This window comes from Pontibacter sp. HJ8 (assembly GCF_054824225.1).
The window spans coordinates 1-16,189 of the sequence record NZ_JSYF01000267.1 but is presented as its reverse complement, the minus strand read 5'-3'; the positions used below and the strand labels follow the sequence as shown (position 1 = coordinate 16,189).

At 53.0% G+C, this 16,189-nt stretch carries 10 protein-coding genes and 1 pseudogene; 9 read left to right on the top strand and 2 right to left on the bottom strand.

Features of this window, described 5'->3' with window-relative positions; translation table 11 throughout:
- Positions 1-1,126: pseudogene (locus OB13_RS12490) on the bottom strand (OmpA family protein); the annotation flags it as partial.
- 228 nt (positions 1,127-1,354) lie between these two features.
- Here OB13_RS12490 and lon point away from each other — a divergent pair.
- From lon to OB13_RS12460, 6 genes are all read left to right on the top strand, one after another.
- Positions 1,355-3,841, top strand: a complete 2,487-nt coding sequence (gene lon / locus OB13_RS12485) for an endopeptidase La (protein ID WP_461490501.1) — start codon at positions 1,355-1,357, stop codon at positions 3,839-3,841.
- A gap of 12 nt (positions 3,842-3,853) precedes the next feature.
- Positions 3,854-4,903 (top strand): type IX secretion system protein PorQ, encoded by a 1,050-nt coding sequence (gene porQ / locus OB13_RS12480; RefSeq protein ID WP_461490500.1) that lies wholly within the window; start codon positions 3,854-3,856, stop codon positions 4,901-4,903.
- Positions 4,904-4,958: 55 nt separating this feature from the next.
- Positions 4,959-6,353 carry an ATP-dependent protease ATPase subunit HslU gene (gene hslU, locus OB13_RS12475; protein ID WP_461490499.1) on the top strand — a complete coding sequence of 465 codons (1,395 nt, stop codon included), beginning with the start codon at positions 4,959-4,961 and terminating at the stop codon, positions 6,351-6,353.
- Between the two features lie 241 nt (positions 6,354-6,594).
- The gene (locus OB13_RS12470) at positions 6,595-7,323 is read left to right on the top strand and encodes an SDR family NAD(P)-dependent oxidoreductase (protein ID WP_461490498.1); all 729 of its coding nucleotides are present in this window, start codon (positions 6,595-6,597) and stop codon (positions 7,321-7,323) included.
- Between the two features lie 251 nt (positions 7,324-7,574).
- Positions 7,575-7,838: a DUF4212 domain-containing protein gene (locus OB13_RS12465; protein ID WP_461490497.1), complete on the top strand. Its 264-nt coding sequence runs from the start codon at positions 7,575-7,577 to the stop codon at positions 7,836-7,838.
- A 26-nt stretch (positions 7,839-7,864) separates the two neighbouring features.
- Positions 7,865-9,556: a sodium:solute symporter family protein gene (locus OB13_RS12460; protein ID WP_461490496.1), complete on the top strand. Its 1,692-nt coding sequence runs from the start codon at positions 7,865-7,867 to the stop codon at positions 9,554-9,556.
- Between the two features lie 242 nt (positions 9,557-9,798).
- On the opposite strand, the gene OB13_RS12455 is transcribed toward OB13_RS12460, so the two are convergent.
- Positions 9,799-9,960, bottom strand: coding sequence for a hypothetical protein (locus tag OB13_RS12455; protein ID WP_461490495.1), 162 nt, complete (start codon positions 9,958-9,960; stop codon positions 9,799-9,801).
- A gap of 74 nt (positions 9,961-10,034) precedes the next feature.
- Between OB13_RS12455 and OB13_RS12450 the strand changes: the two genes are divergently transcribed.
- The 3 genes from OB13_RS12450 (at position 10,035) to OB13_RS12440 (ending at position 15,905) form a co-directional block, all read left to right on the top strand.
- Complete coding sequence (locus OB13_RS12450) at positions 10,035-11,960, top strand: propionyl-CoA synthetase (RefSeq protein ID WP_461490494.1); 1,926 nt, start codon at positions 10,035-10,037, stop codon at positions 11,958-11,960.
- Positions 11,961-12,001: 41 nt separating this feature from the next.
- Positions 12,002-13,900, top strand: a complete 1,899-nt coding sequence (gene acs, locus OB13_RS12445) for an acetate--CoA ligase (RefSeq protein WP_461490493.1) — start codon at positions 12,002-12,004, stop codon at positions 13,898-13,900.
- 370 nt (positions 13,901-14,270) lie between these two features.
- Positions 14,271-15,905, top strand: coding sequence for a family 43 glycosylhydrolase (locus tag OB13_RS12440; RefSeq protein WP_461490492.1), 1,635 nt, complete (start codon positions 14,271-14,273; stop codon positions 15,903-15,905).
- The last annotated feature ends 284 nt before the right edge of the window (positions 15,906-16,189 follow it).

The following is a 16,189-nucleotide window of genomic DNA, read 5'->3' as shown; positions in this document are numbered from 1 at the left end:
GACCCCGTGAGCTGAAGTACAGCACCTGGTAGAGCGGGTGGAAGAAGGGGCTTACCTCGCTCTGGCGCGTGTTCACGATCGGGCCCATGTTCCGGGCCGGAGCCCAATTGCCGTTCTGCTGTTTGTAGGTATAGTAGATATCCGACAAACCAAAGCCGCCCAATCTGTCGGAGGCAAAGTAGAGCGTGTCCTCGTTGGGCGAAAGGGTAGGCTGAGAATCCCAGGCAGACGTGTTGACGCTCGCTCCCAGGTTTTCTATTTCATGCCAGGTACCATCCGGTTGTAAGGTGGCTTTGTACAGATCGCAGTTGCCGAAGCCGTCCGGAGACTCGCAGCGGGCAAAGTATAAGGTCTTGCCGTCGCGGCTGAGACAAGCGGAGCCTTCGTTGTAAATGCTGTTGATGGGCTTTCCGAAAGACTGTGCCTCACTCCAGAATTCGTTTGATTTATTGGCGTAATAGAGGTCTTCATTGGGCTTGTCGGTCAGCCCTTGAATGTTGCGCTTGGAGGTAAAGAGCAGCGTATTGTTGTCGGCACCCAGTGTAGGGCCGTAGTCTTCATAAGGCGAGTTGATGCCATTGCCCATGTTCAGGTATACCCCGCGAGGCGGCTTGTAGGTCGTCAGTGACTTGCGGTATTCTACCAGTTCGTAGTAGTAGCTCAGGGGCACATAATAGTCTTTGGTGTTCTGCTCGAGCGAGTCGTAGTACGACTGGATTTGTCTGATATCGGTGCGGTGGTGCTTGAGAGCCAGGCGGTACACCTCCATCGCCTGCGGCAGCTTGTCCTGTCGCTCGTATAACTGTCCGAGGCGCCACAGTAATTTTGTGTTTTTGTAAAAGTTCTCTATCCCGAAATTACGTACATAGGCTTCGAGCAGGGGTAGGGCCTGCGCATACTGTTTTCTTTTCTCTAACCGCTGTATCTCCGACAACTTCTTGCGGTCGTTATAGTAGGAGATCTTGTTTAAATTGGGAAAATCCAAGTGCATTTGCTGGCTGGGCGCCTTTTTTTTGACTTTTGCAGCAGGTCCCGTTTCCAGAGGCACATATTTCAGCTGGCCGTTGCAGAGGACCGGCAGCAGGAAATAGAATAGAAGAAAAGCTAGTGAGTAGAGTCGTTTCATCGGCACAGGGAATGTCACCTGAAACCAAAGATATTATTTTTTGAGGTATATTTTTGAAACGAACTAGGAAATAGCTTGTAAATTTAACCGAAGCAGCCTTTCCAATGGCATCCTTGAGACAATATAGGTATACGGTAGCTATTGGCACAGGTCTTGACTATAATAGTAGCTCCTGTCATAAACCTAGTTTAGCGCTATCTTTATGTCAATATGGCACTGATACAACCTATGAATTATACACTAAAGAATTTTTTGCATAACCTTTTGTTAGGAGATATGTCTGTAGACGATAGTGATGATATTATCCCGGTCATAACCACAGACCCGGAGGAGGAGTTGCTGCCGGAGGATATGCCCGACGAACTTCCCATACTGGCTGTTCGTAACACGGTGCTTTTTCCGGGTGTGGTACTGCCGATTACTGTAAGCCGCAAGAAGTCCGTACGACTCGTGCGAAAAGCCCACAAAGGCGATAAGACCATCGGCGTAGTAGCCCAGCTAAATACCACGAGTGACGATCCGGGCAGCGAAGATCTGTTTGGGATTGGTACCATGGCCAAGATCCTGAAAATGCTGGTGCTGCCCGATGGCAATACGACCATCATCATACAAGGGCAGAGCCGCTTCAAAATAGAAGAGATCACGCAGGAGGATCCTTTCCTGACCGCCCGGATAAGCTATTGCAAAGACACCTTCCCCAACAAGAAGAGCAAAGAGGTAAAGGCACTGGTGCATTCGCTCAAAGATGCGGCCGCCAAGATGCTGAAACTCAATCCGGAAATTCCGCAGGAGGCACAGGTGGCACTCGACAACATCGACAGCCCCAGCTTCCTGACGCACTTCCTTTCTTCCAACCTGAACGTGGATGTAGCCCAGAAGCAAAAGCTGCTGGAAGTGAACGACGGCGTGGAGCGTGGCACCCAGTTACTGGAGATCATGCTGCGCGAAATCCAGCTGCTGGAGCTCAAGCAGGAGATCCATACCAAAGTGCACACGGACCTGGACCAACAGCAGCGCGACTACTTCCTGCGCCAGCAGATCAAGGTGCTGCAGGACGAACTGGGGCAGGAGGGGCCCGACCAGGAGATCGAGCGTTTCCGGGAGCGTGCCGCCAAAAAGAAGTGGCCCGAGCCGGTTTCGAAGCATTTTAACAAAGAGATCGAACGCCTCGCCCGCCTCAACCCGCAGGCTGCCGAGTACCCGGTAGCGGTGAACTACATCGAGTTCATGCTTGACCTGCCCTGGAACGAGACGACCAAAGACAACTTCAACCTCAAGCGTACCAAAAAGATACTGGATGCCGACCACTATGGCCTGGAGAAGGTAAAGGAGCGCATCATTGAATACCTGGCGGTGCTGAAGCTGAAGAGTGATATGAAGGCGCCCATTCTTTGCCTGTATGGCCCTCCGGGCGTAGGCAAGACTTCACTCGGCCGTTCTATTGCCACCGCCCTGGGACGTAACTATGTCAGAATGTCACTGGGGGGCGTTCGGGACGAAGCAGAAATTCGCGGCCACCGCCGCACCTACGTGGGCGCTATGCCGGGCAAGATCATCAGCCAGATCAAAAAAGTGGGTTCTTCCAACCCGGTGATCATACTCGATGAGATCGACAAGCTGGCTTCCGACTTCCGGGGCGATCCGTCCTCTGCCTTGCTGGAGGTGCTGGATCCGGAGCAGAACCATACCTTCATGGACAACTACCTGGATGTAGAGTATGACCTCTCGAAGGTGCTCTTCATCGCCACTGCCAACTCGTTGGATACCATACAGCCTGCCCTGCGCGACCGTATGGAAATCATTGAGCTGACCGGCTATACCATGGAAGAAAAGACCGAGATCGCCAGGCGCCACCTGGTGCCCAAGCAGGTCAAAGACCATGGCCTGGAGGAAGAAGATGTGAAGATGCCAAAAGCCACCCTCCAGAAAGTGATCGAAGACTATACCCGCGAGTCGGGAGTGCGTAGCCTGGAGCGCAAGATCGGACAGCTGGTGCGCAACACGGCCAAGCACAAGGCGATGGAGGAGGAATTTATCCCGGCCATCAAACCGGAAGACGTGGTGAAGATACTGGGTTCCGAGACGTTCGATAAAGAGATCTACCAGGACATCGATACGGCGGGTGTTGTAACAGGCCTGGCCTGGACCTCCGTGGGAGGCGATATCCTCTTCATTGAATCCATCCTGAGCAAAGGCAAAGGCAAACTGACGCTGTCGGGGCAGCTGGGGGATGTGATGAAAGAGTCGGCCATGACGGCGCTCTCTTACCTGCGGGCGCATGCCAACCTGCTCAACATCGATTACCGCATATTTGAGCAATACGACCTGCACATCCACTTCCCGGAAGGCGCTGTGCCGAAAGACGGCCCGTCGGCAGGTATAGCCATCTTCACGTCCATTGCCTCCGTGTTTACGCAGCGCAAGGTGAAGTCGCGCCTGGCGATGACGGGGGAGATCACGCTTCGGGGCAAGGTGTTGCCGGTAGGAGGTATCAAAGAGAAGATCCTGGCTGCCAAGCGCGCCGGTATTACCGATATCATCCTGTGCCAGAAAAATAAGAAGGACATCAACGAAATTCCCGATCAGTACGTCAAGGGGCTAACCATCCACTATGTGGACCGCGTGGACGATGTGATCAAAATAGCCCTGCTGAAACAGAAAGTGAAATATCCGCTTGACCTGACGGTGACGGAGGAAGTGAAGTCGGGCAACTAACACCTACGCTTCATGCACAAAGCGGCAGCCCGGATATTTGTTCTCCTCTTGAGCCTCCCGCTCATGGCGCAGGCGCAGGTGGGAGGGCAGCGCGGCTTTCCGTTCCTGCAACTGCCTGCCCATGCACGGCTTGCCGCGCTGGGAGGGGTGAATGTGAGTGCGCCGGGACACGACGTGAACATGGTCGCATCCAATCCCGCCTTGCTCAACCCGGAGATGGACCGGCAGCTTTCGCTGAGCTATGCCGGGTACCTGGCCGATATCAAGCAGAGCAATGTGGCGTATGGGTTTAATACAGCACGCCTGGGCAGATGGGCAGCCGGCCTGAACTACCTCAATTACGGGGACTTCGTGCAGCGCGACGCTACAGGTATGGAAGAGGGAAGTTTTTCGGTGAACGACTATACCTTCAGTCTGAGCCACGCCCGGCAAGCCGAAGCGTTTACGATAGGAGCCACCGCAAAAGTAGCTGTCTCCAGTATGGCAGGTAGCAAGGCCATCGGCCTTTTAGCCGATGTGGGCGGTGTTTTTCAGCACCCGGAGCAGGACCTGAGCGTAGGACTTGCGTTTAAGAATATGGGATACCAGGTGCGGACATTTGATGGGGCAGAGCGGCAGGCTATGCCCTTTGATGCACAGTTGGGGGTAAGCTATAAGCCGCAGCACATGCCGGTCAGGTTATCGCTGACAGCACACCACCTCTACCAGTTTGACGTTGTATACCTAGACCCGAATGAGCGGGGCAACCTGGATGCCGACGGCAACGAGGTGAAGGAAGAGAAGAAACTGGGCGATAAGATTGCCCGGCACTTTGTGGTAGGATCCGAGTTTATTTTCAGCAAGAACTTTCAGGTGCGGGCCGGATACAACCACTTGCGCAGAAAGGAGCTCCGGCTCGACAGCAATGCCGGGGGAGCCGGGTTTTCGCTGGGAATGATGTTACGTGTGCGGGCCTTTGAGCTCAACTATGGCAGTGCCTTTTTTCATCCTTCCGGCGCCAGCCATTACGTTACCCTCAGCACGGATACCGGCACATTCCTGAAGAGAAGAAGCAAAGAGTAAGGCAGCAGGTAGTCGGCAGGACAGGCCGCCGTTTTTTTAAATTAAAAGATTAAAAATGTTAGATTCAATAGAGCACTTAACACCAGCCCAGATTGTAGCGGAGCTGGATAAATATATCATCGGGCAAAACGATGCCAAACGCAATGTAGCCATCGCGCTGCGTAACCGCTGGCGCCGCATGAACGCTGATGAGAGCATGCGCAAAGAGATCGTTCCTAACAACATTCTGATGATCGGGGCAACCGGTGTGGGCAAAACGGAAATAGCCCGTCGCCTGGCCAACATCGCCGATGCGCCTTTCACCAAGGTGGAGGCATCCAAGTTCACGGAAGTAGGCTATGTAGGCCGCGACGTGGAAAGCATGGTGCGCGACCTGGTAGAGCAGTCGGTGAACATGGTGAAGACCCGCAAAAAAGAAGAAGTGAAGCAGAAGGCGGCCGAAGTGGTGGAAGACATCATCCTGGACGCACTCATCCCGCCTATTCAGGGAGGGCGCTCTACACCGGGTTATTCTTCTACAGATCCGAATGCGATGCCCGACAACGATTACGAACTCAACGAGCGTACGCGGGATAAATTCCGGGAGAAGATCCGCAACGGCGAACTGGAAGACCGCAAAATCGAGATCCGCATTCAGCAGAGCGCGATGCCGGGTATGGGCGTGATGGGACCGGGTATGGACGAGGCCTCCATGATGAACATCCAGGAGATGATCAGTGGCATGATGCCCAAGAAGACCAAAAAGCGTAAGGTCACGATTGCCGAAGCACGTAAAATCTTGCTGGAAGAAGAAGCTGCCAAACTCATCGACATGGATGAGGTGAAGGAAGAAGCGATCTTCAAGGCCGAGAACTCGGGCGTGATCTTCATCGATGAGATCGACAAGGTAGCCAGTTCCAGCAAAAAGGGCGGCGGCGGCCCGGATGTGAGCCGCGAAGGGGTGCAGCGCGACCTGCTGCCGATCGTGGAGGGCTCCACGGTTAACACCAAGTATGGCGTCATCAACACGGACCATATCCTGTTCATTGCTGCCGGTGCGTTCCACGTGGCCAAGCCTTCCGATCTTATACCTGAGTTGCAGGGCCGCTTCCCGATCCGTGTCGAGCTGCAGAGCCTGACCAAGGAAGATTTCTACCAGATACTCAAGTTCCCGAAAAATGCCCTGACCAAACAGTATGTGGCCTTGCTGCAAGCCGAGCAGGTAGAGCTGAGCTTTGCCGACGAAGCCCTGGATGAGATCGCTTCCATCGCCTTCGAGGTGAACTCGGAAGTGGAGAACATCGGCGCCCGCAGGCTGCACACGGTGATGAGCCGCCTGCTCAACGACATCCTCTTCGACGTGCCGGACAAGATCGGAGCCAACGCTCACATCGTGGTCACCCGCGAGATGGTGCTGGAGCGCCTGGCCGATATGGTGAAAAACCGCGACCTGAGCCAGTATATACTTTAATTACGAATTAAGAATTATGAATGAGCTGTAAAGTATAAAAAGTGGCGTGGAAGGTATTTCCATGACGCTGGTATTTATACTTTACAAGATGGCGCTTTTGCTTTGGCAGGGGCGCCATCTTTCTTTTTGCGGTTCCCGTAGTAACTTATATTTGAAAGAAGCTTAGAAAGTTGTTGATAGCAAAAGGCTTTCAGGATATCTTTCATTCGTAACTCGTAATTCATAATTCGTAATTTAAAAAATGAACTACTACTTCATCACCGGGGCCAGCAAAGGAATAGGCAAAGCGATTGCAGAAGAGCTTTTAAAAGATAAAAACAACTCTGTGATCGGCGTATCCAGAAGCAGCAGCATAAAACACAGGCACTACCGCCACCAGCCCCTGGACTTTTCGGATATACCTGCCGTGGAGCACAACCTGCAGAAGGTGTTTATCCCTTACCCGGACGCAGAGAAACTGGTGCTGATCAACAATGCCGGTGTGATCGGTGATATCGGGTATGTGGGAGAAGGTATGCCGAATGAGCGCTTTGAGTTTGTATTCGATGTTAACGTTGTCGTGCCTGCCATGCTGATGAATACTTTCCTGCAGGTATACCAGGCGCGTCAGGTGCCCAAGGTTGTGGTGAACATCAGCTCCGGAGCCGGCCAGTACCCCATCGATGGCTGGGCCAGCTACTGCGCATCCAAAGCGGCCATCGACATGCTCTCGCTGACGGTGCAAAAGGAGCAGGAGATACGGGGCACCGGCGTAAGGGTGTATTCCCTGTCGCCAGGCGTGGTGGATACCGCCATGCAGGAGCACATCCGCGAGTCTGATGCCGCGAAGTTCAGTTCCGTTGAAAAGTTCATCGACTATAAAGCCAAAGGGGAACTGGCATCCCCGGAGGAGGTTGGCCAGAAGATCGTAAGTTTCCTGGACCGGGTGGAGGAGTACAACGACGTCATCGTAAGCGTGCGGGATATGTAAGTATCCTGATCGCTCGCAAAATTCTAACAAAGCAGGTATAGCCTGGCCACTAGCTGGTCAGGCTATACCTTTTTAGAGGCCATTCTATTCAAAGAAAGTACTGGTAAGGCATTGATCAACACAGGTATGCGAATATAGTTTTTTGCTAAGATATTTCTTAAGTTGCCCGATCAACTTGAGGTATAGACCTGTTATCACACCACAGCCTATGACTGAGCTCCAAACACTTTTAAACACTACACTTTATTCCGATGGAAAATAACAAGAACAGAATGCAGGAATACTGGCAGCGCAATGTCCGGATTCTGCTAACGCTGCTGGGACTCTGGTTCACCGTGTCCTACGTGTTCGGTATCCTGCTGGTCGATGAGCTGAACCAGTTCAGGCTGGGAGGCTTCAAGCTGGGTTTCTGGTTTGCCCAGCAAGGGGCCATCTACATGTTTGTGCTGATCATTTTTATTTACGTGTGGCTGATGAACAGGCTGGACCGTGAATTTGATGTACACGAAGATTAATTTCCACGATCAACAAGCAAGCTAAAATGGATATCTTAACCTGGACATACATCATCGTAGGGCTGAGCTTTGCCCTCTACATCGGCATTGCGATCTGGTCGCGCGCCGGATCAACAAAAGAGTTTTATGTAGCAGGCGGCGGGGTTAGTCCGCTGGCAAACGGCATGGCCACTGCCGCTGACTGGATGTCGGCTGCCTCCTTTATTTCCATGGCCGGCCTGATCTCGTTTATGGGCTACGACGGCTCGGTATACCTGATGGGCTGGACGGGAGGCTACGTGCTGCTGGCGCTGTTGCTGGCGCCCTACCTGCGCAAGTTTGGCAGGTTCACGGTGCCGGATTTTGTGGGGGAACGCTATTACTCCAAAACCGCCCGCCTGGTGGCTGTGGTGTGTGCCATCTTTATCTCCTTTACCTATGTAGCCGGCCAGATGCGGGGCGTCGGGATCGTGTTCTCGCGCTTCCTGGAAGTTCAGATCGAGACCGGTGTGGTCATCGGCATGGTCATCGTGTTGTTTTATGCGGTGCTGGGTGGCATGAAAGGCATTACCTATACCCAAGTGGCGCAGTATTGCGTGCTGATCTTTGCGTACATGGTGCCGGCGATCTTCCTGTCGATGATGCTGACAGGTAATCCGGTTCCGCAACTGGGGTTGGGTGGCACCTTGCAGGATGGCACCTACCTGTTGGATAAGCTCGATGGCTTGCTGCCGGCACTGGGCTTTACAGCCTATACCGACGGCAGCAAATCCACCATCGATGTATTCTTTATCACGGCGGCTCTGATGGTCGGCACGGCCGGTCTGCCCCACGTGATCGTGCGTTTTTTTACCGTTCCGAAAGTGAAAGATGCCCGTATGTCTGCCGGATATGCCCTGGTATTTATTGCCATCCTGTATACGACGGCTCCTGCTGTAGGGGCTTTTGGTATGTACAACATGCTGCAGACCACGAGCAACCAGCCTATTGCCGATATGCCGTCCTGGGTGAGCAACTGGCAGAAAACAAAGCTGATCGGCGTGGACGATAAGAATGGCGACGGCCGCATCCAGTATGTAAAAGACCCGGCTATAAATGAGCTGACCATCGACAAGGACATCATGGTGCTGGCTAACCCCGAGATCGCACAGTTGCCCAACTGGGTGATCGCCCTGGTGGCCGCCGGCGGGCTGGCTGCGGCGCTTTCTACAGCGGCCGGTCTGTTGTTGGTCATTTCCACATCTATTTCCCACGACTTGCTCAAAAAGTCTTTCCTGCCGGATATTTCGGAGAAAAACGAGCTGATGGCAGCCCGTGTGGCCGCTGCGGTTGCCGTGATCGTTGCCGGATATTTCGGCATCAGACCACCCGGTTTTGTAGCGGAAGTGGTGGCCTTTGCCTTCGGGCTGGCGGCCGCCTCGTTCTTTCCGGTTATCATTATGGGTATTTTCTCGAAGACCATGAACAAGCAGGGGGCGATCTGGGGTATGGTTACGGGCCTGGTATTTACGCTTGGTTATATTTCCTACTTCAAGTTTGTGAACCCGGCTGCCAACACACCGGATAACTGGCTCCTGGGCATTTCGCCCGAAGGTATAGGCACATTGGGTATGATTCTGAATTTTGCAGTATCGTATATCGTATCCCGGTTCACGCCTGCTCCGCCAGCTCATATTCAGGAACTCATTGAGGATATCCGCATACCACGCGGTGCGGGTGAAGCCGTAGCAGGGCATTAAGTTTTAATTGTTGAATTGTTAAATTGTTAAATTGTTAGATGGTTGACCGCGTGGCTTCCGCCGGTCAGCCATCTAAGGAAAGAAACAAGGATCAATGTATCAAACACAGGATTTCTGACAAAGTGTTGTGCTGAAACTCTAAGTGTTCCAACAAGTGATCGCGCAAAAAAGGCAAAACTAAATTTACCCTTCTATTTCAATTTCTAACTCCCAAACTTCCTAACTCTCAAAACTCTCCGGTTTCAGGTATGCGCTACAAAGCCAAAACCTGACGGATCTTCTCCGGCGCGCCATGCCCAAAAAATGAATCGCACCAGGTATAGGTAGAAAGTGAGCCGGACAAGGAGGCCGGATTTTTCTTTTGTGTTGCCCGTGAAAGGTACAGCCCCTGCCAACGTATACATACATGATGAGAGGTACAGAAACACATGCCTAAAAAGCTGACGCAGAACGGAGTGCAAAACTTAAGATCGGAACCATGGAGACATCAACCCAGCCCAACAATTCGTATGCCGATGCCTATACCAGGAGCATAACGGATCCGGAAACCTTCTGGAGCGAACAGGCCAGGCAGATTGCCTGGTTTGAAAAGCCACAGCAGATACTCACCACAGACGAGCATGGTTTTTACCGTTGGTTTGCAGGCGGGAAACTCAACACCGCTTACCTGGCCCTGGACTACCATGTAGACAATGGCCGTGCCGACCAGACCGCCCTGATCTACGACTCGCCTGTGACCCATACCATACGCAAGTACAGTTACCGCGAGTTTCGTGACCTGGTGGCGCGTTTTGCGGGCGCGTTGCGGGGCCTGGGGGTAGGCAAAGGCGATACGGTGGTGATCTACATGCCGGTGATTCCGGAGGCCGTGGTGGCCATGCTGGCCTGTGCGCGTCTGGGTGCCATCCACTCAGTGGTTTTCGGTGGCTTTGCCCCCCACGAACTCACGGTTCGCATTGACGATGCCAAACCCAAGGTTGTGATTTCGGCCTCCTGCGGCATCGAGTTCGATAAATACATTCCCTACAAGCCACTCCTGGACGAAGCCCTGCAAAAGAGTCAGCACAAGCCAAGCCATACCATCATCCTGCAGCGCCCCTATGTGCAGGCCGACATGCAGCCGGACCGCGACCTGGACTACATGGAAGTGCTGCAGCAGGCAGAGCCAACCGAGTGCGTTCCGGTAGATGCACACGATCCGCTCTATGTGCTCTATACCTCCGGAACAACCGGCCGGCCCAAGGGCATCATTCGCGACAATGGCGGCCATGCGGTTGCGCTGAAGTATAGTATGAAAGCGGTCTACAATGTCGATCCGGGGGATGTGTTCTGGGCAGCTTCCGATGTAGGCTGGGCTGTGGGGCACTCCTACCTGGTCTACGCACCGCTCTTTCACGGTTGCACCACCGTGCTCTTCGAAGGCAAGCCGGTGCGCACGCCGGATGCCGGTACTTTCTGGCGCGTGATCATGCAGCACGATGTCAAAGTGCTCTTTACAGCGCCTACCGCCATTCGTGCCATCAAAAAAGAAGACCCGGACGGGATACAGAAGATCAAATATGACCTGCCCTCGCTCCGCTACCTGTTCCTGGCCGGCGAACGCTGCGATCCGGCTACCTACTACTGGGCCAAAGACCTGCTACGTGTTCCGGTGATCGACCACTGGTGGCAGACAGAGTCGGGCTGGCCGATGGTGGCTAATATGGTAGGCTACGGGATACTGCCTGCCCGGCCGGGTTCTGCGGGCAAGCCGGTCTGCGGGTATAAAGTAGAGATTCTGAACGAAGAAGGGCAGGAGCTTATACCTGCCCAGGAAGGCTACGTGGCCGTCAGACTGCCGCTGCCTCCGGGTTGCCTGCCTACCTTGTGGCAGGACGACGAGCGCTTTTTCAAATCTTATCTCGAACGATTTCCGGGCTATTACATGACCGGCGACGGTGGCTATTTGGATGAAGATGGCTATATTTATATCATGGGTCGCATAGACGATGTGATCAACGTGTCCGGGCACCGCCTCTCTACCGGCGAGATGGAGGAGATGGTGGCGGCGCATCCGGCTGTGGCTGAGTGTGCTGTGGTAGGTATAGCCGATGATTTGCGGGGCCAGCGCCCTATTGGATTGGTCGTGCTCAAAGACGGGCAGGAGATAAGCGAAAGCCAGCTGGAGCAGGAGCTGGTGGCAACGATACGGGAGAAAATCGGAGCGGTGGCTTATTTCAGGAACGCCCTGATCGTAAAACGGCTTCCCAAAACCCGCTCCGGAAAAGTACTCCGCAAGATCCTGCGCAACATAGCGGATGGAGACCATTATGCCGTGCCTTCAACGATTGACGACCCGGCCATACTGACTGAAATACATGACAACCTGAGGAAACGGGGCATCGGAAATGCCTTTATCCGCTAACATAATTATGCATCTTTAAACACCTAAACACATCTGGAATCATGCCTAACCATCAGATCAAGACTTATGAAGAATACGAAGAAACCTATAAGCGCAGCGTAGAGGACCCGGAAGGGTTTTGGGCCAATATAGCCGAAGACTTTACCTGGCGCAAAAAGTGGGACAAAACACTTGAATGGAATTTTGAAGAGCCGAATATAAAGTGGTTCCAGGGCGGAAAGCTCAACATTACCGAAAATTGCCTGGACCGCCACCTCAAAACCCGCGGCAATAAGCTTGCCCTGATCTGGGAGCCCAACGATCCGAAGGAACGTTTTGTGCGCTATACCTACAAGGAACTGCACGAGAAGGTATGCCAGTTTGCCAATGTGCTCAAAAAGAACGGCGCCAAAAAAGGAGACCGCATCTGCATCTACATGCCCATGATACCGGAGCTGGCTTTTGCGGTGCTGGCCTGCGCCCGTATTGGCGCTATTCATTCTGTTGTGTTTGCCGGCTTCTCAGCCGTAGCCATGGCCGACCGCATCAACGATGCCCAGTGCAACATCGTGCTCACCTCGGATGGCCTGAACCGCGGAGCCAAGCAGATACCGGTGAAGCGGGTGGTGGATGAGGCCCTGGAAAAATGTGATTCAGTGAAGCGCGTGATCGTCGTGGAGCGTCTGGGCTGGGCCGTGAACATGGTGGAAGGCCGCGACGTGTGGTACCACGACGAAGTGAAAGACGTAAGCAAAGACTGCCCTGCCGAGGAGATGGACGCAGAAGACATGCTCTTCATCCTCTATACCTCCGGCTCAACAGGAAAACCAAAAGGAGTAGTGCATACCTGTGGCGGCTACATGGTGTATGCCCAGTACAGCTTCAAAAATGTATTCCAGTACGAAGAGAGTGATATCTACTGGTGTACGGCCGACATTGGCTGGGTAACCGGCCATACCTACCTGCTCTACGGTCCGCTGCTTTCGGGTGCTACCACGCTGATGTTTGAAGGCGTGCCTACCTACCCGGATATGGGCCGCTTCTGGCAGGTATGCGATAAGTTCGGCGTCACCATCTTCTATACCGCGCCTACGGCTATCCGCTCGCTGATGGGAGGCGACATCGACGATGTGCTCTCTTACAGTCTGGACTCACTCAAAGTGCTGGGCTCCGTAGGAGAACCCATCAACGAAGAGGCCTGGCACTGGTACCATACTCACGTCGGCAAAGAGCGCTGCCCGGTGGTAGACACCTGGTGGCAGACCGAAACGGGCGGTATCATGATCTCATCGCTGGCCAATGTCACACCGACCAAACCCGCACACGCCGCTTACCCCTTGCCTGGCATTCAGCCGATCCTGGTAGACGCGGAAGGCAACGAGATCACAGACAATGATGTGGAAGGCTACCTGTGCATGAAGTTCCCGTGGCCCGGCATGATCCGGACTACGTATGGCGACCATGAGCGTGCCCGCCTGAGCTACTTCTCGACTTACAAAGGGCTATACTTTACCGGCGACGGTGCCAAGCGTGACAAAGATGGGCTATACCGCATTATCGGTCGTGTGGATGATGTGATCAACGTATCCGGTCACCGTTTCGGTACGGCCGAGATTGAAGATGCCATCAACCACAACGAGCACGTGATCGAATCGGCAGTGGTAGGTTATCCACATGATGTAAAAGGACAGGGCATCTACGCTTTTGTGATCTGCAAAGAGACGCCGCAGCGCGAAGAGTGGCTGCGTGCCGAGATCATCGAAACCGTGGTAGAGAAGATCGGTAAGATCGCCAAGCCGGACAAGATACAGATTGTGAGTGGGTTGCCTAAAACAAGATCCGGCAAGATCATGCGCCGTATCCTGCGCAAAGTAGCCGAAGGCGATACCTCTAACCTGGGCGATACGTCCACACTCCTCGATCCGGATGTGGTGGATGAGATCAAAGCAGGCGCCTTGTAAAGATGGTTGTTTACTAGTTTAGTTGAATTAGTAACCATACCTTATTCTATTTTAGGTTAACATCAAATAGAAACCTCTTGTCTAAGTTAGACAAGAGGTTTTTTTAGGTGCTACTTCTTCCAACCCATGTAAAAGATTTTCCACTCCTAGAGGCTCAAAGAATATTCTTCCACTTTTCTCTCCCGCACGATGCCGGGTAGGACTGCATAGTCATCATGCCATAGATGCCAACAACCAGGACGGAGGTTGCGTGATGCTCCTGGACAAAGTAACTTGCCAGGATGGTTGGCCTGTTGTGGAATCAGGTAGTCCCTCTACAACCGCTCAGCTTATATTTCCCTTAAAATAAAAAATAATTTAAATTGAAGGCATGATCTCATTCTCAACAACAACCCGCATACAGGTGGAACATGCGCTTCTGTACCTGGTGGTATTGATAGGATTTTCCTGTAGCAGCAACCCGGTAGCCACTCAGAAAACTGTTGCCAGCGTACCTGCTGCTACCAGCACCATCAGCTATACTAACCCCGTTCTTGCAGGTGATTATGCCGATCCTTCCGCAGTGCGGGTGGGGGACAACTACTGGGCAACCGCTACCTCCTCGGAATGGGCACCCCTGTTTCCGCTGCTGCATTCCAGGAACCTGGTGGATTGGGAGACGGTAGGGCACGTTTTCCCTGATAAACTGCCCGATTGGGCGGAGGCACACTTTTGGGCCCCTGAGATAGCCTACGAAAACGGCAGGTACTACATCTACTACACTGCCAAGAAGAAAGGCGGCAACCTGTGCGTGGGCGTTGCCAGTGCCACCAGCCCGACAGGCCCCTACACCGACCATGGCCCGCTGGTATGCCAGGAGGTGGGCTCAATCGACGGGTTTGAGATAAGAGACGGAAAAGGGGACCTATACTTGGTATGGAAGGAAGATGGTAACAGCCGGGGACTGCCTACGCCGATCTGGGGACAGCGCATGAACGAAGAACGCACCGCTTTGACAGGTGAAAAATTTGAGCTGATCCGCAACGACGCCGGCACCTGGGAGGGAGGAGTCGTAGAAGGCCCCGCCATCATCAAGCGCGGCGACTATTACTTCATGTTCTATGCTGGCGACAAATGCTGCGGGCGCGAGTGCGCGTATGCCGTGGGCGTGGCGCGTGCCAGAAGTTTAAAAGGACCATGGGAGAAGCATGAGAAGAACCCCATCATCCTGCAGAATGAGGCGTGGAAGTGCCCCGGCCATGGAACTGTGGTGTCTGATGCGAATGGGAATGACTACTTTCTGTACCATGCCTATAGTGCCAAGAGTACGGTATACCCCGGTCGTCAGGGTGTGTTGGATAAAATAGAGTGGGGGGATGATAACTGGCCATACTTTGAAAATAATGCACCCAGTACAACTGCCCTCGTGCAGGTAAGCCAGAACAGCAGCCTGTCGAAGGGGCAGGACACGAAGGAAGAGTTTAACTCCGGGCAACTGGCCAAAACTTGGCAGTGGCCGGTAGGACAGCAAGTGTCCTATACCTTGGAGCCCAATGCAACCGGTACCTTGCTGTTGAAAGCTTCTCCTGACAAATTAGGCACTGTACTAGCCAAACGTACCATGCAAGCCAATTATACCGCTACTGCTGCTTTAAGCCGTTCTTCTGTTCAGAATGGGACCATGGCTGGCCTCACCGCCATAGGTGATCATGATAATGCCGTGGGGATAGCGTTGCAAGGCAGGGAAATCATTCTATGGTCTCTTAAAGCAGGCACCCTGCGTTTGATTGCTAAGACAGCGGCACCCAGCGAGGATTTGATGCAGTTGAGGCTGGTCACCACTAACGGCGACCAGATGCAGTTTGGTTGGAGTACCAATGGCGAAGCCTGGAATCTGCTCAACGACGGTAACAAGATAGACGCTTCTTACCTTCCGCCCTGGGATAGAGGGGTACGTGTTGGTTTAACGGCCAAGGGCCCTGCTGGTCATACGGCAGCCTTCGATTGGTTTCATATTGTTAATTAGGAATTGGGTTTAGGTGTTTTCAAAGTTTTAAAAGAAATCTGCCATACGTATTGATTAACTAAATATTTGAATTTTAAAATTGTCTTGTTTTATGCTAACTTATACCAACGTTGGCATGTACCGCAAGATTGTAGCAGTTTCCCTGCAGTAAAATGGCGTATGGCGAGAAGCGTCAACGTTTCCGCTATCGACTGCCACAGCTGCTGCATTGTTTAGTAAAGTTTTACCATAGTCACTATTTGAGGAATTTAAAACAAAAAACTACAACATGCATAAAATAGGAT